Source organism: Microbispora sp. CA-102843, assembly GCF_050936215.1.
Classification (GTDB): domain Bacteria; phylum Actinomycetota; class Actinomycetes; order Streptosporangiales; family Streptosporangiaceae; genus Microbispora.
The window spans coordinates 2,343,681-2,360,594 of the sequence record NZ_JBNJNF010000001.1; the positions used below are offsets into that span (position 1 = coordinate 2,343,681).

General features: G+C 74.2%; 15 protein-coding genes. 10 read left to right on the forward strand and 5 right to left on the reverse strand.

What is annotated here, in order from left to right; translation table 11 throughout:
* Positions 1-27 precede the first annotated feature (27 nt).
* Positions 28-603 carry a GNAT family N-acetyltransferase gene (locus tag ACQEVJ_RS10885; RefSeq protein WP_433099761.1) on the reverse strand — a complete coding sequence of 192 codons (576 nt, stop codon included), beginning with the start codon at positions 601-603 and terminating at the stop codon, positions 28-30.
* Between the two features lie 125 nt (positions 604-728).
* On the opposite strand from ACQEVJ_RS10885, the gene ACQEVJ_RS10890 reads away from it, so the two are divergent.
* The 3 genes from ACQEVJ_RS10890 (at position 729) to ACQEVJ_RS10900 (ending at position 4,081) form a co-directional block, all read left to right on the forward strand.
* A complete protein-coding gene (locus tag ACQEVJ_RS10890; RefSeq protein WP_433099763.1) occupies positions 729-1,190 on the forward strand; it encodes an ester cyclase in 462 nt (153 codons plus the stop codon).
* 79 nt (positions 1,191-1,269) lie between these two features.
* The gene (locus ACQEVJ_RS10895; RefSeq protein ID WP_433112654.1) at positions 1,270-3,363 is read left to right on the forward strand and encodes a RecQ family ATP-dependent DNA helicase; all 2,094 of its coding nucleotides are present in this window, start codon (positions 1,270-1,272) and stop codon (positions 3,361-3,363) included.
* Positions 3,364-3,502: 139 nt separating this feature from the next.
* A complete protein-coding gene (locus tag ACQEVJ_RS10900; protein WP_433099764.1) occupies positions 3,503-4,081 on the forward strand; it encodes a hypothetical protein in 579 nt (192 codons plus the stop codon).
* Between the two features lie 21 nt (positions 4,082-4,102).
* Here ACQEVJ_RS10900 and ACQEVJ_RS10905 read toward each other — a convergent pair whose 3' ends face one another.
* Positions 4,103-4,996 carry a carbohydrate kinase family protein gene (locus ACQEVJ_RS10905; protein WP_433099766.1) on the reverse strand — a complete coding sequence of 298 codons (894 nt, stop codon included), beginning with the start codon at positions 4,994-4,996 and terminating at the stop codon, positions 4,103-4,105.
* 277 nt (positions 4,997-5,273) lie between these two features.
* Here ACQEVJ_RS10905 and ACQEVJ_RS10910 point away from each other — a divergent pair, with 277 nt between their 5' ends.
* The 7 genes from ACQEVJ_RS10910 (at position 5,274) to ACQEVJ_RS10940 (ending at position 13,314) form a co-directional block, all read left to right on the forward strand.
* Entirely contained in the window at positions 5,274-7,925 is a 2,652-nt protein-coding gene (locus ACQEVJ_RS10910; protein WP_433099768.1) for a GNAT family N-acetyltransferase, read from the forward strand.
* An 81-nt stretch (positions 7,926-8,006) separates the two neighbouring features.
* The gene (locus ACQEVJ_RS10915) at positions 8,007-8,600 is read left to right on the forward strand and encodes a DUF5998 family protein (protein WP_357220912.1); all 594 of its coding nucleotides are present in this window, start codon (positions 8,007-8,009) and stop codon (positions 8,598-8,600) included.
* Positions 8,601-8,630: 30 nt separating this feature from the next.
* Positions 8,631-9,827: an alkaline phosphatase family protein gene (locus ACQEVJ_RS10920; protein WP_433099771.1), complete on the forward strand. Its 1,197-nt coding sequence runs from the start codon at positions 8,631-8,633 to the stop codon at positions 9,825-9,827.
* Between the two features lie 127 nt (positions 9,828-9,954).
* Positions 9,955-10,395, forward strand: a complete 441-nt coding sequence (locus ACQEVJ_RS10925; RefSeq protein ID WP_433099773.1) for a MarR family winged helix-turn-helix transcriptional regulator — start codon at positions 9,955-9,957, stop codon at positions 10,393-10,395.
* A 13-nt stretch (positions 10,396-10,408) separates the two neighbouring features.
* Positions 10,409-11,797: an MFS transporter gene (locus tag ACQEVJ_RS10930; RefSeq protein WP_433099775.1), complete on the forward strand. Its 1,389-nt coding sequence runs from the start codon at positions 10,409-10,411 to the stop codon at positions 11,795-11,797.
* A 37-nt stretch (positions 11,798-11,834) separates the two neighbouring features.
* The gene (locus tag ACQEVJ_RS10935; RefSeq protein WP_433099777.1) at positions 11,835-12,419 is read left to right on the forward strand and encodes a hydrolase; all 585 of its coding nucleotides are present in this window, start codon (positions 11,835-11,837) and stop codon (positions 12,417-12,419) included.
* Between the two features lie 82 nt (positions 12,420-12,501).
* Positions 12,502-13,314 (forward strand): sulfurtransferase, encoded by an 813-nt coding sequence (locus tag ACQEVJ_RS10940; protein ID WP_433099779.1) that lies wholly within the window; start codon positions 12,502-12,504, stop codon positions 13,312-13,314.
* Positions 13,315-13,343: 29 nt separating this feature from the next.
* Here the strand turns inward: ACQEVJ_RS10940 and ACQEVJ_RS10945 are convergent, their stop codons facing one another.
* Genes ACQEVJ_RS10945 through ACQEVJ_RS10955 form a run of 3 tightly spaced genes read right to left on the reverse strand, consistent with a single transcriptional unit; the run spans position 13,344 to position 16,908 of the window.
* Positions 13,344-15,935: a CHAT domain-containing protein gene (locus ACQEVJ_RS10945; protein WP_433099781.1), complete on the reverse strand. Its 2,592-nt coding sequence runs from the start codon at positions 15,933-15,935 to the stop codon at positions 13,344-13,346.
* On the reverse strand, positions 15,932-16,387 hold the full coding sequence (locus ACQEVJ_RS10950; RefSeq protein ID WP_433099783.1) for a hypothetical protein: 456 nt from the start codon (positions 16,385-16,387) through the stop codon (positions 15,932-15,934). The genes ACQEVJ_RS10945 and ACQEVJ_RS10950 overlap by 4 nt, the downstream gene beginning before the upstream one ends.
* On the reverse strand, positions 16,384-16,908 hold the full coding sequence (locus ACQEVJ_RS10955) for an RNA polymerase sigma factor (RefSeq protein ID WP_433099785.1): 525 nt from the start codon (positions 16,906-16,908) through the stop codon (positions 16,384-16,386). The genes ACQEVJ_RS10950 and ACQEVJ_RS10955 overlap by 4 nt, the downstream gene beginning before the upstream one ends.
* Positions 16,909-16,914 lie beyond the last annotated feature (6 nt).

Consider the following 16,914-nt stretch of genomic DNA (forward strand, 5'->3'; position numbering starts at 1 on the left):
GCGGTCCCATCGAGCATGCCGGGACGGTCAGTCGCGGGGGCCGGCCCCGGGCCAGGGGCCCGGCGCCTCGCCCTCGTCCTCGTCACCCGGCACGTTGAGCTTCTCGTCGTAGATCCGGAAGCCCCGGGCCTTGTAGTTCGCCAGCGCGGCGGGCCCGTCGAGGGAGCAGGTGTGCACCCAGACCCGCCGGGTTGCCTCCCGCCCCGGCCAGCGCTCGGCGAGGTCCCAGGCGCGGGCCGTGGCCTCGCCCAGCAGCCACCCGCCGAGGCCCTGCCCGATCGCGTACGGCAGCAGCCCGAAGTTGACGATCTCGACCGTGCCGCCGTCCTGAGCCACCAGTTCGGCGTACCCGGCGGGGGTGCCGCGCACCCAGGCCACCCAGGTCTCGACGCCCGGCCGGTCGAGCCAGTCCCTCCACTGCTTCCAGGTCCACGGCAGCCGGTTGGTCCACTGCCAGTCGCCGCCCACCGCGGTGTAGAGGAAGCGGCTGAACTCGGGGCTGGGAACCTCGGCGCGGACGATCTGCGCGGAGGCCGCGGGCGGCCGTCCCGGGCGCAGGTCGGCGGGGCTGGTCTGTTCGAGATACCAGGTGGTCACGTCCATAACGGACACATCAAACCACGACGCCCGTCCGGGGCGGTCCGGCCGCGGCCGCCCGCACCGTCACGCGGCCGCTCCATCGGCGAGGCGGCCGGAGATACTCTCCCAGGAGAGGGGGTGCTTCCGCGATGTACGACGTCGTGGGCCGGATGCTCGACGCGTTGAACGCGCACGACCTGCACGCGGTGTTGCGGTGCTACGCGCCGGACGCGGTGGTGGTCGGACCGGAGATGGAGGCGGGGGAGCCCGGGGAGATCGGCTCCTACATGCTGCAGATGTGGGAGGGCTTTCCCGATCTGCACTTCACGGTCTGGGAGACGATCACCTGCGCGGACGTGGTCGCGACAGAGTCGACGGCCGTGGGCACGCACACCGGGCCCTACCTGGTCGCCGGGGGTGACATCCTCGCCCCGACCGGCCGGCGCATCAACATCCGCGTCTCCTGGTTCTGGCACCTGAAGGACGACCTCATCCAGAGCCAGCGTTTCTACTACGACCAACTCCAGATCTACTCGCAGCTCGGCCTGCGGTTGCCCCTGTCCTTCGGAGAGGACGACGCCGGGAGCGGCGTGTCCGGAGACCGCGGGTAGTTCTCCCGCCTTCCCGCCGTCGCGGCGGAAACGGTCGGCCGGACCTGGTACCAATGGGCGGGTGAGCGAAGAAGAGGTGATGCTGCGGGAAGAGGCCGAGGCCCGGCTGCGGGCGCTCGCCGGCGACCACGCGCGGCTGCGCGACGACCAGTGGGCCGCCATCAAGGCCCTGGTCATGGACCGCAGGCGCGCGCTGGTCGTGCAGCGCACCGGCTGGGGAAAGTCGGCCGTCTACTTCATCGCGACCGCGCTGCTGCGCGAGCTCGGCGAGGGGCCCACGGTCATCGTCTCCCCGCTCCTGGCGCTGATGCGCAACCAGATCGCCGCGGCGGAGCGGGCCGGCATCCACGCCCAGACGATCAACTCGGCCAACCCCGAGGAGTGGGAGAAGGTCTACGGCCAGGTCGCCGAGGGCATGGTCGACGTGCTGCTGGTCAGTCCCGAGCGGCTGAACAACCCCGACTTCCGCGACAACGTGCTGCCCGAGCTGGCCGGCAGCGCGGGTCTCCTGGTGATCGACGAGGCCCACTGCATCTCCGACTGGGGCCACGACTTCCGGCCCGACTACCGCAGGCTCCGCACCTTGCTGGCCGAGCTGCCGCCGGGCATTCCCGTGCTGGCCACGACGGCCACGGCGAACGCCCGGGTCACCCGCGACGTCGCCGAGCAGCTCGCCGTCACCCAGGAGTGGGACGAACTGCCCGGCGGCGAGGTGTTCGTCCTGCGCGGCCCGCTGGAGCGCGAGAGCCTCCACCTGAGCGTCGTACGGCTGGGCGGCGCGGACCAGCGGCTCGCCTGGCTGGCCAGGACGCTGCACGAGCTGCCGGGCTCCGGCATCGTCTACACGCTGACCGTCGCCGCGGCCCAGGAGATCGCCGCGTACCTGCGCGAGCAGGGGCACACCGTCGCCGCGTACACCGGCCAGACCGAGCCGGCCGACCGGCTGGCGGCAGAGGAGGACCTGCTCACCAACCGGGTCAAGGCGCTGGTGGCGACCTCGGCACTCGGGATGGGCTTCGACAAGCCCGACCTGGGCTTCGTCGTCCACGTGGGCGCGCCCGCCTCGCCCGTGGCGTACTACCAGCAGGTGGGCCGCGCAGGCCGAGGCGTCGAGCGGGCCGAGGTCATCCTGCTGCCCGGTCCGGAGGACCGGGAGATCTGGGCCTACTTCGCCTCGCTCGCCTTCCCGCCGGAGGGCGTGGTCAGGGCGACGCTGGAGGCGCTGTCCGAGGGGGGCGTGCTGTCCACCCCCGCGCTGGAGACGAGGGTCGACCTCAGCCGGAGCCGGCTGGAGATGATGCTCAAGGTCCTCGACGTGGACGGCGCCGTACGCCGGGTCAAGGGCGGCTGGGAGGCCACCGGCGAGCCGTGGAGCTACGACGCCGAGCGCTACGCCCGGGTGGCCGCCGAGCGCCGGGTGGAGCAGGAGGCCATGCTCGGCTACATCGCGACCACCGAGTGCCGGGAGCAGTACCTGCGCCGCCACCTCGACGACGAGTCGGCGACGCCCTGCGGCAGGTGTGACAACTGCACCGGCGCCCATCGTTCCGCCGAGGTGCCGGACGAGGCCGTCCGGGCCGCCCAGCAGCGGCTCGCGCGTCCCGGCGTCGAGATCGAGCCGCGCCGCCAGTGGCCCACCGGCCTGCCGGACCTGAAGGGGCGGATCAAGCCGGAGCTGTGCGCCGAGCCGGGCCGTGCGCTCGGCCGCCTGACCGACATCGGCTGGGGCACCCGGCTGCGCGAACTGTTCGCGGCGGGGGACGGGCCGGTCCCCGACGACGTGTTCGCGGCCGTGATCGAGGTGCTGAAGTCGTGGGGGTGGGAGCAGCGGCCGGTCGCGGTGGTCGCGGTGCCGTCGGGCACGCGGCCGGCGCTGGTCGGGTCGCTCGCCGAGCGGCTCGCCCAGGTCGGCCGGCTGGAGCACCTCGGGACGCTCGGTTACCGCGACGGGCCGCCCGCCGCCAGGCACAACAGCGCCCAGCGGGTGACGGCCATCCGGGGGACGCTCGCGATGCCGCGTGACGTCGCCGAGAGGATCGCGGCGGCGGGCGGGCCGGTGCTGCTGGTGGACGACCGCGTGGACAGCGGATGGACGATGGCGTTGGCCGCCGCCCAGGTCCGTCACGCCGGGGCGCCCGCCGTGCTGCCTCTGGCCCTGGCCGTCACCAGCTGACCGCCTCCCGAGGGCCGGGACCGGGGCGCCCCTGAGACGCGGGGGCGGTGGGCCGAGGCCGGGCTCGGGGACGGGTCAGGGGTGAATCAGGGGCGTCACCCCATCCCGGCGACCCGCCGCGACCTGCACACTCGTCGCCATGAGATCGCTTGTCGCCGCGCCCCTCTTGTTCGGCGCGTACGGTGTGGCCCGGATGGTGGACGGATTCGACGGAAGCCGGGGACCCGGCGCCGCCTGGACCATCGGGCACCTGTGCTTCCTGGCCGGTCTGGTCCTCTTCGTGCAGATCTTCGGGCGGCTCCGGACGACGGCCGGCGGCGGCGTTACGGCCACGGCCGGCTACGCCGCCGGCCTCGCCGGTGCGCTGGCGCTGGCCGCGCAGTTCACGATCGACATCGTGGTCGGCTTCCTGTCCGCCGACCACGACGCGATGGGACCGCGCTTCGACGCCGTCAAGGCGATCCCGGGCGTCGAGCCGGTCGTGTACACCGTCGTGCCGTTGCTGTTCTACGTCGGCATGATCGCGCTGGTGGCCCGGCTCGCCGTGCAGCGGCGGGTGCCCTGGTGGAGCCCGGCGCTGGTGCTCGTGCAGGCCGTGCTTCCGCTGGCGGACAAGGACCTGATCCCGCTGGGAGCGGCGCTGCTCCTGCTGGCATTCGTGCCGCTGATGCGCCTGCGGCCCCCGCAGCCGGTCGTGCTCGCGCGCAGCTCGTTGTGAACCGGGCCGTTCTGAACAGGGTCAGAGACGAGGGCGAGCGCCGAGGTTGGAGATGCACTTGGCGGCGAGGGCGTTGCCCGCCGCCAGCGCCTCGGCGGCCGGCTTGCCGTCCAGCCAGACGGGCAGGAAACCGGCGGCGAAGGCGTCACCGGCGCCGGTGCCGTCCACCACCCGGTCGACGACCTCACCGGGCGCCCGGACCGGTTCGGGACGGTTGTTGGAGTACCAGAGCGAGCCCTCGGCGTTCAGCTTGATCACGACCTGCGGGAACCAGGCGGTCAGCACCTTGGCCGCCGCGGCGGCGTCGTCCCTGCCGGTGAGCACCTTGGCCTGGTCGGCGTTGGCGAACAGCAGCTTCGCGCCGTCGGTCCACTCCAGGAACGGCTCGGCGCCGGTCCGCTCCAGCGGAGCGGAGGAGGCGCAGTCAACGGAGATCGACATGCCGGCACGCCGGGCCATGTCGAGCGCGGCGAGGCCGGCGTCGCGCGACCCTTCGTTGATCAGGGTGTAGCCCGACATGTGCAGGTGCCCGCCGGCGCTGAAAAGGTCGCGCGGCAGGTCCTCGGGGGACAGCGCGGCGTTGGCGCCGGGGTCGGACAGCATCGTCCGCTCGCCCTTGTGGGTGACGAGCACGACGCAGGTGCCGGTCGGCCGCTCGGGGTCCATGACGAGCCGGGCGTCCACGCCGTAGCCCATGAGTTCCATGTCGCGGTTGCGGCCCGTGATGTCGGCGCCGCGGCGGCCGACGAAGGCGACCTCCGAGCCTTCCACGGCGAGCCAGGAGGCGATGTTGGCGCCGGAGCCGCCACCGTGCATGGTCACGACGGCCGGGGTGTCGCTCGCCCTAGCAAGAGGGAACTTCGCGCGGGCGACCGCGTCCGTCATGAGATCGCCCACCACGACGACCCGCGTCATGATGTCACCACCTTGCCAACTGCTTGTGGAGGTGAGCCATGCCCTAGGAGGGGCGGCGTCCTCTCCGTGCTGTGAGGCTGACGTCCAGAAACCTAACAGCTTCCAGGGGCGTCGTGGGGTGGAGAGCGGACAGACGGGCACAGTCGATGCACAAGCGTTGCCCAACTCGTCCCGTCGGGGCTGGTAGATCCCCTATAAGCGGTCTCGAGAAGCGGGTCCGTCTGTCGTAAGGAATCTCTCAATCCAGGCCAAGCCGGGCAACGCTAGCCTCGATTGCGTGCACCCTCAGTACCCCGCGCACTGGGAGGCGGACGTCGTGCTCTCCGACGGCGGCACCGCCCACGTCCGCCCGATCAGGCCGGACGACGCCGACATGCTGCGCTCGTTCTATTCGCGCCTGTCCGCGGAGTCCATCTACTTCCGGTACTTCGGGCCGCGGCCGCGGCTGACCGACAAGGACGTGGTCTGGTTCACCAACGTCGACTACGACAACCGGGTCGCCCTCATCGCCACGATCGGCACCGAGATGGTCGCGGTCGTCCGGTACGACCGGGTGCAGCCGCGCGACCACGCCGAGGTGGCCTTCCTGGTCGAGGACGCCCACCAGGGCAGGGGCGTGGCCGGGGTGCTGATGGAGCACCTGCGGGCCGCCGCACGCGAGCGCGGGATCAAGACCTTCATCGCGGACGTGCTGCCGGGCAACCACCGGATGATGGGCCTGTTCCGCCAGGCCGGCTACACGGCGCAGAGCCAGTTCGAGGACGGCGTCGTACGCATGATGCTCGACCTGTCCAGCACCGAGACCGCGCTGGAGGTCCGGCTCGCCCGCGAGCACCGCGCCGAGGCGCGCTCGATCGCCCGCCTGCTGACGCCGGAGTCGGTCGCGGTCATCGGCGCGAGCCGCGAACCGGGCGGGATCGGCCAGACGGTCCTGCGCAACCTGCTCGCCGCCGACTTCACCGGCCCGGTCTACCCCGTCCACCGGCACGTACGGGCCGTGGCCGGCGTGCGGGCCTACCGCAGCGTGTCGGCCATCGACGGCGAGGTGGACCTCGCCGTGCTGGCGGTCCCCGCCGAGGGCGTGCTCGAACTGGTCGAGGAGTGCGCGGAGAAGGGCGTGAAGGGCCTGGTCGTGGTCTCCTCCGGGTTCGGCGAGACCGGGCCCGAGGGCCGGGCCCGTCAGGAGGAGTTGGTCCGCATCGCCCGGGCGTACGGCATTCGGGTGGTGGGGCCCAACTGCCTGGGCATCGCCAACACCGACCCCGCCGTACGGCTCAACGCGACGCTCGCGGCGACCCTGCCGGGGCGGGGAAGCGTCGGGTTCTTCAGCCAGTCGGGCGCGCTCGGCACCGCCCTGCTGCAGCGGGTGGCCCAGCGCGGCATGGGCATCTCGACGTTCGTCTCGGCCGGCAACCGAGCCGACGTGTCCGGCAACGACCTCCTCCAATACTGGGAGGAGGACCCGGCGACCGACGTGATCCTGCTCTATCTGGAGTCCATCGGGAACCCGCGCAAGTTCACCCGGCTGGCCCGGCGGATCTCCCGGTCCAAGCCGATCGTGGTGGTCAAGTCGCGCGGCGTCCCCGGCGGGCACCGCGCGCCCGTGCTCGGGCTGCCCGACACCGCGCTGAGCTCGCTGTTCGCGCAGGCCGGGGTCATCCGGGTGGACGACCTGGTCCAGCTCTTCGACGTCGCCCAGCTCCTGGCGCACCAGCCGCTGCCGGCCGGGCCGCGGGTGGGCGTGGTCGGCAACTCCGACGCGCTCACGCTGCTCGCGGAGGAGGCGTGCGCGGGTGCCGGCCTGCAGCCGAGCCCGCCGGTGAACCTCGGCGCCCGCGCCGGCGCGGCCGAGTTCGCCGAGGCCCTGCGGAGCGTCCTGCCCGAGGTAGACGCCGCCGTCGCGATCTACATGCCGCCGATCCCCGGCGACTGCCGCGAGGTGGCCGAAGCGCTGCTGGAGGCCGCCCGGGAGTCGGGCAAGCCCGTGCTGGCCACCTTCCAGGGCGAGCTGGGCATGCCGGCCGCGCTGCGCGTGCCGGGGGACTCCGGAGACGACTCCCCCCAGCGCGGGTCGATCCCGTCGTACCCCGCCCCGGAGGAGGCGGTCCGCGCGCTGGCCCACGTCATGCGGTACGCCCACTGGCGCAGGCAGCCGCCGGGCACGGCCCCGTCCGTCGAGGGGATCGACACCGCCGCGGCGCGGGAGATCGTCGCCGCCGCACTGGTCGGTGAGGGGGCGACCGGCGAGGGGGCGGACGGCGAGGAGCGGGAGATCGACGCGACCGCGCTGCTGGCCTGCTACGGCATCGAGGTGTGGCCGGCGCACGTCGCCGCCGACGCCGAGGAGGCCGTCGCCGCCGCCGAGCGGATCGGCTGGCCCGTGGTGGTCAAGTCGGCCGACCCGGAGGACGCCCGCCGCGCCGGCACCGTCCGCATCGGCCTCACCGAGGCCGCCGGGGTCCGGCAGGCGTACGCCGACCTCGCCGCGCTCCTCGGGCCCGGCACGCCGCTCGCGGTGCAGCGCATGGCGCCGCAGCCCTCGGTGCCCACCGTCGTCGGCGTGACCCAGGACCGTTACTTCGGCGGGGTCGTCACGTTCGGCCTCGGGGAGGTCACCGCCCGGCTGCTCGGCGACCAGGCCTACCGCCTCGCGCCGCTCACCTCCGAGGACGCGGCGGGGCTGGTGCGGTCGGTCCGCGCCGCGCCGCTGCTGTTCGGCGAGTACGGCTACCAGGCGGTGGCCGTGGAGGCGCTGGAGGAACTGCTGGTGCGGGTGGGGCTGCTGGCCGACGCCCTGCCCGAGGTCGCCAGGATGGACCTCGACCAGGTCCTGGTAGGCGCGTCGGGAGTGGCCGTGCTGGGCGCGCGGGCCGTCCTGCGGCCCGTCACCGCGCTGCGGCCCGACGTCGGGCCCCGCCGCCTGAGCTGATCGGTCGGTGTCAAGCCGTGGGCGGAAAACCCGTCCCGTCGGGGTGTGAAACAGGTGTCCCTTACAGGGCAGGATGGACCCATGAGGGAAACCCGAGTCTCCGCCGCGGGCTTGCGCGAGGCCATAGATCGCAGCGGCTACTACCCGGATCTGGTGGCCGACGCCGTCGACTCCGCGCTCGGCAACGAGGCGGTCACGGCGTACGTCGTGCATCACGAGGCCACGTTCGACCCGGCGATGGAGGTGCGCAGGCACGTCACGGTCCTGGTCCTTTCGCCCACCCGGCTGCTGGTCTGCCACACCGACGAGCACCCGCCCGCCGAGGGCATGCCCGCCTCGCACGCCTCCACCACCACCGAGGCGGTGCGGCTCAGCCGCATCCAGTCGGTCGCCGTGACCAGGGTCGTGCCCGACCCCGCGTCGTACGTGCCGGGCGTCCCTCCGACGGAGGTCACGCTGACGATCGGGTGGGGCGCGATCTCCCACGTCGATCTCGAACCGGCGACCTGCGGCGACGAGAACTGCGAGGCCGACCACGGCTACACCGGCGCGATCACGGCCGACGACCTGTCCCTGCGGGTCAGCGAGGCGGCCGACGGTCCGGAGGCCGTCACCCACGTGCTGGCGTTCGCGAAGGCGCTGTCGGAGGCCACCGCCAAGGCCGCGACGACCTGACCGTCCCCCCTCGACCCGCCGGGAGGTGACGTGATCGACCCCCAGCCCCCTGCGACGTCCTCCGCGACGCGCTCAGGGGCGCTCGCCGGGGAGCCGTCCGTGGCGTCGCCGGCCGCGCCCGTGCCGTACGTGCCCGCGTACGGCACGGGCTCGCTGGCCGACCTGCCGGGCTCGCTGCTCGCCTCCCTCGGGCTGCCGGCCGACAACACGCTGGCGCTGGAGCCGGCCCCGCGGGTGTGCCTGTTCCTCGTGGACGGCCTCGGGGCCGAACTCCTCGCCGCCCACCCCGGCGCCGCGCCGTTCCTGTCGGCCCACCTGCGGGGGACGCTCACGGCCGGCTTCCCCTCCTCGACCCCGACCAGCCTGGCCACCCTGGGCACCGGCGCCCCTCCCGGGGAGCACGGCATGGTCGGCATCCAGATGGCCGTCCCGGGGGAGGGGCGGCTGTTCAACTGCCTGCGCTGGACCGCCCCCGGCCTGTCGATCGACCCGGACGTGTGGCAGCCCGCGCCGACCGTCTACGAACGGATGGCGGCGGCGGGAGTCGAGCCCGTCTACGTGGCGCCCGCCTCGTTCGACGGCACCGGACTGACCCGCGCCGTCTACCGGGGCATGCGCTACCGGGCCGCCGAGAGCCCGGGCGAGCGCGTCGAGGCCGTACGGCAGGCGCTGCGCGAGACCAGGTTCGTCACCGTCTACTACGGCGAGGTCGACCGCGTAGGGCACTTCAGCGGGTGGGGTGGCGGCGAGTGGCTCGAACAGCTCGCCGTCGTGGACCGCATGGCCGAGCGCATCGCCGCGGCGCTGCCGCCGGGCGCGGTCCTGTACGTCACGGCCGACCACGGCATGATCAACGCCGCCGACAAGGTGGACGTGGACCGCCGCCCCGACCTGCGGGAGGGCGTGCTCATGCTGGGCGGCGAGGCCCGGGCCCGCCACGTCTACACCTCCCCGGGCGCGGCCTCCGCGGTGCTGGAGACCTGGCGGGAGGCCCTGCGCGGGCGGGCCTGGGTGGTCACCCGCGAGGAGGCCGTCTCCGCGGGCTGGTTCGGCCGCCGCGTCCGCCGCGAGTGGCTCGGCCGCGTCGGCGACGTGGTGGCCGTGCCGTACGGCGAGTGCGTGATCGTTGCCTCGGCAGGGGAGCCGGTGGAGTCGTCCATGATCGGCTACCACGGCTCGCTGACCCCCGCCGAGCAGAACGTCCCGCTCGTGGAGATTCGTCGCTGACGCTCGTACAGATTTCTCGCTGACGCTCCGGCGAGATCCGCCGCTGACCTGCGTCCGCTGATCAGCAGTTTAGACTGCACAGTTTCGCGTGTACAGTCTGGACTGTCTATTTTGAGCGAGGTGCACGATGAGCGATGCCGTCTCGGAGGTGGCGGCCCAGGCGGCCGGCGACGCCTGGGTGTCGGTCAGCCGACTGGTCCGCAGGCTGAGGGAGCTGGACGGAGAGGGCGACCTCAGCTCCGGCCAGGTCTCCGTGCTCGTGCGGCTGGCCAAGCACGGCCCGGCGTCGGCCAGTGAGCTGGCCGCGGCCGAGCGGGTCAGGCCGCAGTCCATGGCGGCGATCGTCCAGGCGCTGGAACGGGCCGGGCTGGTGGAACGCCACCGCGATCCCGAGGACGGCCGGCGTCAGCTCGTCACGCTGACCGATCTGGGGCGTGAGCGCCGCCTGGACGACCGGAGGGCGCGCGAGGCGTGGCTGGCACGGGCGCTGCAGGAACACTGCACAGAAGCGCAGCTGCGCACGGTCATCGAGGCGATGGCGCTGCTGGACGCCGTGGCCCAGTCATGATCAGGCTCCGGTCATGACGCGGCTTCCGGCCGCCTCCCGGGCCGGGCGCCGATCGGACGCCGGCGGCTTCGACCGCCGGCTGATCGCCCCGATGATCCTCGGCTCGATCCTGAACCCGATCAACTCCTCGATGCTGGCGGTGGCACTCGTGCCGATCGGCCACTGGTTCCACGCCTCGCCTGCGCACACCGCGTGGCTGGTGACGGGGCTCTACCTGGCCACCGCGGTCGGCCAGCCGGTCATCGGGCGGCTGGTGGACACCTTCGGCCCGCGGCCGCTGTACCTGACCGGCACGGCGCTGGTCGGCGTCGCCGGGCTGCTGGGCGTGCTGGCGCCCACCCTGGGCGTCCTGATCGTGTCCCGGGTCCTGCTCGGGATCGGCACCTCCGCCGCCTACCCCGCCTCGATGTTCCTGCTGCGGGCCGAGGCCGACCGCACCGGCATGCGAAGCCCCAGCGGCATCCTGGCGGCGCTGTCGATCTCCAACCAGGTCCTCGCGGTCATCGGGCCGACCCTGGGCGGTCTGCTCATCGGCGTGGGCGGCTGGCATCTCATCTTCGCCGTCAACGTGCCGCTCTCGGCCGCCTGCCTCGTCCTCGGCGCGCGGCGACTGCCCCGCCGCTCCACGGCGGCCCGGCCTGGCGGGGGACTGGACGTGATCGGCATGGCGCTGTTCGCGGGCACGCTCACGGCGTTCATGACGTTCCTGATGAACCCGGCGTGGGGGCTCTGGTGGCTGCTGGTGATCGCCGCGGTCGCCGGGACCTGCTTCGCCGTACGGGAACTGCGGGTGGCGCAGCCGTTCCTCGACCTGCGGGTGCTGGGCGGCAACCAGCCGTTGCTGGCCACGTACGGCAGGCAGTGGCTGGCCTACACGACCTCCTACGCCTTCCTGTACGGGTTCCCCCAGTGGCTGCAGGACAGCCGGTCGCTCGCCCCCTCGGCCGCCGGGCTGCTGCTTCTGCCCATGTCGGCGATGGCCATCGCCGTGACCGCCCTCACCGGCCGCCGCGCCGAGGTGCGCGGCAAGCTCGCCGGGGGCGCCGCGGCGCAGATCGCCGGCTGCGCCGCGCTGCTGACGGCCGGCTCCGGCAGCCCGATGTGGCTGCTGGCGCTGATCGGCGCGTTCGTCGGAGTCGCGCAGGGCCTCAACGGACTGGCCAACCAGAGCGCGCTGTACGCGCAGGCCGACCCGGCCCGCATGGGCTCCTCAGCCGGGCTGCTGCGCACGTTCGGATATCTCGGCGCGCTGAGCGCCTCGGCCGCCAACGCAGCGTTCTACCGGCACGGCGCCACCACCCCCGGGCTGCACCACCTGAGCCTGCTCCTGCTGGGCGTCTCGGTGCTGCTGCTGGCCGGCATCCTCGCCGACCGGTCGCTGCGCCGCGTCGGCCACACCTGACCACCCCCTGTTCACAAGCCAGAAAAGGGAGATTCCCATGCCCGTGACCACGCTCGATTCCAAGACCGCGCTCGTCGTCATCGACCTGCAGAACGGCGTGCTGGCCGCCCCCGGCAGCCCGCACTCCGCCCGGGACGTGCTCGCCAGGACGGTCCGGCTGGCCGAGGCCTTCCGGGCACGCGACCTGCCGGTGGTCCTGGTCCGCGTCACCGCCTCGACCGACGGCTCGGACGCCGTCCCGGGACGCACCGACCTGTCGCGCTCCGCCCGCGCCTGGCCCGCCGGATGGGACGCCGTAGTCGCCGAACTGGCCGGACACCCGGAGGACATCGTCGTCACCAAGCGCAACTGGTCGGCCTTCTACGGCACCGACCTCGACCTGCACCTGCGCCGCCGCGGCGTCACCCAGATCGTGCTGACCGGGGTGGCCACGAGCATCGGCGTCGAATCCACCGCCCGGGCCGCCCACGAGCACGGCTACCACGTCACCCTGGCGACCGACGCCATGACCGACCTCGACCCCGAGGCCCACCGCCACAGCGTCGAGAAGATCTTCCCGCGTCTCGGCGAGACCGGCACCACCGCCGACATCCTCGCCCTGCTCACCGCGACCGCGTCCTGAGGCGCGTGCAGCGCGCCGGCACGACGGCTTGGCACAATGGCTGCGGCACCGTTCGACACCGATCCGAAGGCGAGGAGATGGCATGAGCCCGCTGATCACTCCTGAGGAGCTCGCCGCGATCGGCGACGCCGCGATTCTCGACGTCCGCTGGCGGCTGGGCGGACCGCCCGGCATCGAGGAATACCGCGAGGGCCACATCCCCGGCGCGGTCTTCTGCGACCTCAACGCCGATCTCGCCGCCCCGGCCGGGCCCGCCGGACGGCATCCGCTGCCCGCGCCGGAGGCGTTCCAGGAGGCGATGCGCCGCCTCGGGGTGTCCGGGGGGCGGCCGGTGGTCGTCTACGACGACTCCGACTCGATGGCGGCGGCCAGGGCCTGGTGGACGCTGCGCTACTTCGGCCACGGCGACGTGCGCGTGCTCGACGGCGGACTGCGGGCCTGGACCCGGGCAGGGCTCCCGGTGACCAAGGAGGAAGGGGCCGTCCCGCCGGGCGACTTCACGGCGCGGCCGGGCGGGATGCCGGTGCTCGACGCCGAACAGGCCGCCGCGCTGGCGGCCGACGGCGTGCTGCTCGACGCCAGGGCGGCCGAGCGCTACCGGGGTGAGGTGGAGCCGATCGACCCGGTCGCCGGGCACGTCCCGGGCGCGGTCAGCGCTCCGACCACCGGGAACGTCGAGCCCGGCGGGCGGTTCCACAACAGGGAGTTTCTCCGCGAGCGCTTCAACAGCCTCGGGGCGGTCGAGGGGCTGCCCGTCGGCGCGTACTGCGGGTCGGGGGTCACGGCCGCCCACGAAGTGCTCGCACTGGAGATCGCCGGGCTGCCGGCGGCCCTGTACGTCGGCTCGTGGTCCAACTGGGTCGCCGACCCCGGCAGGCCCGTCGCGACCGGCTGACCCGGCCGCTCTGCCGGGGGAGTGGGCCGTCAGTCCGTGCCGAAGGGCACGTCGCCGGCGCCGAAGCAGACGAAGCCCGGCACGGCCGTCTTCTCGGACGCCTGGGCCAGCGCCTCGGCGGGGGAGCGGCCCTCGGCCAGCAGCGTGTGGAAGAGCGTCATGAGCGCCAGTGCCTCGTCGTCGCGCACCGGCACCACACCGGCCACCACGCACGCGGCGTCCCCGTTGCGCGTGGCGCTGTCGAGGAAGGCCCCGGCGAGGCCCAGCGCCGCGCCGTCCACCGGGGCGTGGGCCATCCCTGCGTCGCAGGCCGACAGCACGACGAGCCGGGGGATGCGCCGCGCGGCCAGCAGGTCGTAGGCCATGAGCGGCCCGTCGTCGAGCGTGATCTGCGACAGCATGGGCCCGCGCGGGCTGAACATCCCGTGGGCGGCGACGTGGAGCACGTCGGCCCGCTCCAGTGCGCGGAGCACCTCCGCCCTGGTGGCGGCGACGCGCCGCGCCCGCCCGTGCGCGGCGGCGACCATGTCGGCCTCGGCCCCGGCGTGGTCGAGCCCCGGTCCCGCGAGCGACAGCACCAGAGGGGCGCCGGCCGGGCCCGGGCGCGGGGCGAGCCACGCGGCGGCGTCGGCCGCTACCGACACCGGCCGGCCGCGCAGCGAGGGAAGCAGCGGCCAGGGCAGCGTGCACAGCGCTCCGGTGGGCACGACCGTCACCGGCCCGCCGGTCGTGCTCCCCGCTGACGTGAGGGTGCCGGGACCGGACAGGAGAACGCGATCGAGCGCGGACAGTTCGCGGGCGAGCCCCTCGGCCGCCGCGGAGGGAAGGTCGTCCGCGTCGCGCCCGGTATCGCGCAGGTTACGGCGGCGCAGGCCGTACCTGATCCGCACGGTCGCCTCCACCGCAGCCTGGTAGGAGCCGAGCGCCCGCAGCGCGCATCCCTGCGGGCCGGCCGTGACGGCGAACAGGTCGTCGCCGCGCCGCACCAGCTCCACCAGGAGCCCGGCCCCGGCGGGCAGCGCCGGGACAGCGTGCGGCGTTGACGCGGGAGCCCCCGCGCCGCGCACGACCGCCCGCCACCGCTCGGCCCATTCGAGCACCGTCCGGGCGTCTCCCGTCCGCCTGGCCCGGTCGATGGCGATCTCCAGGCCGAACGCGGCGAGATCCTCGGCCGGTCGTGCCGCGTGCACCCGCAGTTCCGCGTCCCGCGTCACCTCGCCGTCGCGGGAACCGGCCTCGTCACGGGAACGGGCGTCGCCGCCCGGGATGTGCACGGCCTCGATGCCCCGTGCCGCGGCCGCCAGGGCCCGGTCGAGGTCCCCGTCCAGGCGGTGCCGCATCGCCGTCGCGTGCCAGCGTACGAGCGGGCGGGTGGCGGTGGCGGCGACGTGGTCGAGCTGCGGGCGGGCGTGCGGGATCGCGCCCAGCCGTACGGCCGCCGTCGCGGCGGTGAGCCGCAGCGCCGCCGAGGCCCCGGGCCAGCCGCACACCGCGAGGTCGTCGGCACAAGTGATCAAATCGGTGACCAGGCCGTCGGCCGCCGCTGTGTCCGCTGTGTCCGCTGTGTCCGCCTGGGCCTCCACCGCCGCGTCGTGTGCGTGTGCGGCCGGCGGGGCGGGGGCCTCCGCGAGGCGGGCGCGCAGGACGACCTCCCTGGCAAGGGGCAGCCAGGCCGCCCTGCCCTGCGCGTCCAGCTCCGCGAGCGCCGTGCGCGCCGTCGTCTCGGCCAGCGGGGCGTCCCCGGCGAGGAGCGCGGCCTGGGCGAGCAGCAGCCGCGCGCCGGGGACCGCCGCCTGCGCCCCGGCCGCCACCAGTTCGGGGACGGCCTGTTCGAGCAGCGTGCGCGCCTCGCCGGGCAGCCGCGCGGCCACCAGCGCCTCGGCGAAGTCCGTGCGCATGGCGGCGAGCCGTTCGGGGAAGCCGAACAGCGTGGTCTCGGCCGCGCGGTATCGCGCGAAGGCGGCGGCGATGTCGCCCCGCCGGGCGGCCACGAACGGCAGGTTGCCCTCCGCCAGCATCGCGACGTGGTCGAGGCCGGCCGACCTCGCGACCCGGGCGCACTCGGCCAGGTCGGCCTCGGCTTCGCCGTACCGCTCAAGGTAGGTGCGGGCGAGGCCGCGGTTGAGCAGCCCGCCCGCCCGGAAGCGGGGATCGTCGTCCAGCAGGCCGATCGCCAGGTCGCAGTGCCGCACGGCCTCGTCGTGCCGTCCCAGCAGGATCAGGGCGACCGACCGCTGCACGCCGAGCCTCGCCAGGTCGGCTCCCAGGAGATCCCGCTCGGCGAGATCGGCGAGGCGCAGCCCGCCCTCGGGGTCGCCGAGCTGGGCCCGGACCGTGACGAGCGACATCCGGGCCTGCGCCACCCGGCGCGGGAACCCCCGCCCCGCCGCGATCGCCTCCTCCAGTCGCTCCGCGGCGAGTTCGAGGTCGCCCAGCTCGCGGGCCGCCAGCGCCGCCGCGCGCAGCGCCACCGAGGCCGCCTCGCCGTACGCGCCCGCGGGCCCCGGCCGCCCGGCCAGGCCCAGTACGGCTCTCGCCTCCGCGAGGGCCAGCCGAGGGTCGCTTGCGGAGAGCCGCACGGCGGCCTCGGCCCTGTCGAGCAACTCCACGGGAGAAGTCACGGACGTACGTGGATCCAGCGGGTGAAGACGGGCGGGTGACCGGGCCGGTGGCAGACGACGCTGATCCACCCGGGCGGCAGGCCGGCCACCGCGAAGTGACCGCTGCCGGAGGGCACGCGGACCTTGGCGATGTGCGGGGTCCGCACCTCGATCCTGGCGTCCGGCCCGGGGACGGGGGACACCTGACCGGCCACCTCCATGCGCCCGCCGGTGACGGCCGTCTCGATGTCGATGACCAGGCCGTCCGCGCAGAAGCGGCGGACGCCGGGCTGCGCCGTCCCGGCCTCGGAGGAGCGGGTCCCCGGGGGTACGGGGACGTCGACCGGCCCGGCGGGCACGCCTCCCGGCACCCGCAGGCCGAAGACCGCCCGGGCGGCGGCCGACACGCCCTCGGGCACCGGGTCGGCGCCCGCTCCCATGCGCAGGGCCGCCAGCAGGTATTCCTCCTTCATCGGGTCTCCTCCTCAACGAGGGCGCGCAGACGGGCCATGCAGCGGGCCCGGGTGGGGCCGATGCTGCCGACCGGCAGGTCGAGGCGGACCGCTATCTGGGCATACCGCGCCTCGGGGTGGAGCACGTAGAGGCGGATGAGCGACCGGCACGGCTCACCGAGCAGGTCGAGCCTGCGCCACACCTGCCTGCCGAAGTCGGCGTCCACCACCGCGGCCATCGGATCGGGCAGCGCCGGGTCCGGCACCTCCAGATCGAAGACCACCTCCCCGCGGGCCCTGCGGCTGAGCCGGGCCGCCTCGTGCCGGGTCGTGGTGACGAGCCACGCGCCGATCCGCTCGGGGTCGCGGATGGCGGCCGCGTTCTCCACGAGCCGGAGCCATGCGCCCTGCACGGCGTCGGCCGCGTCGGCGGCGCTCAGCCCGAACGCCCGGGCGACGGCCCACATCCTGCCGTCGAATCGGGCGACCAGGTCCTCCCAGTCGGCCTGGCCCATGGTGGCGAAGGAGTTGTCTGTCGGCATGTGTCA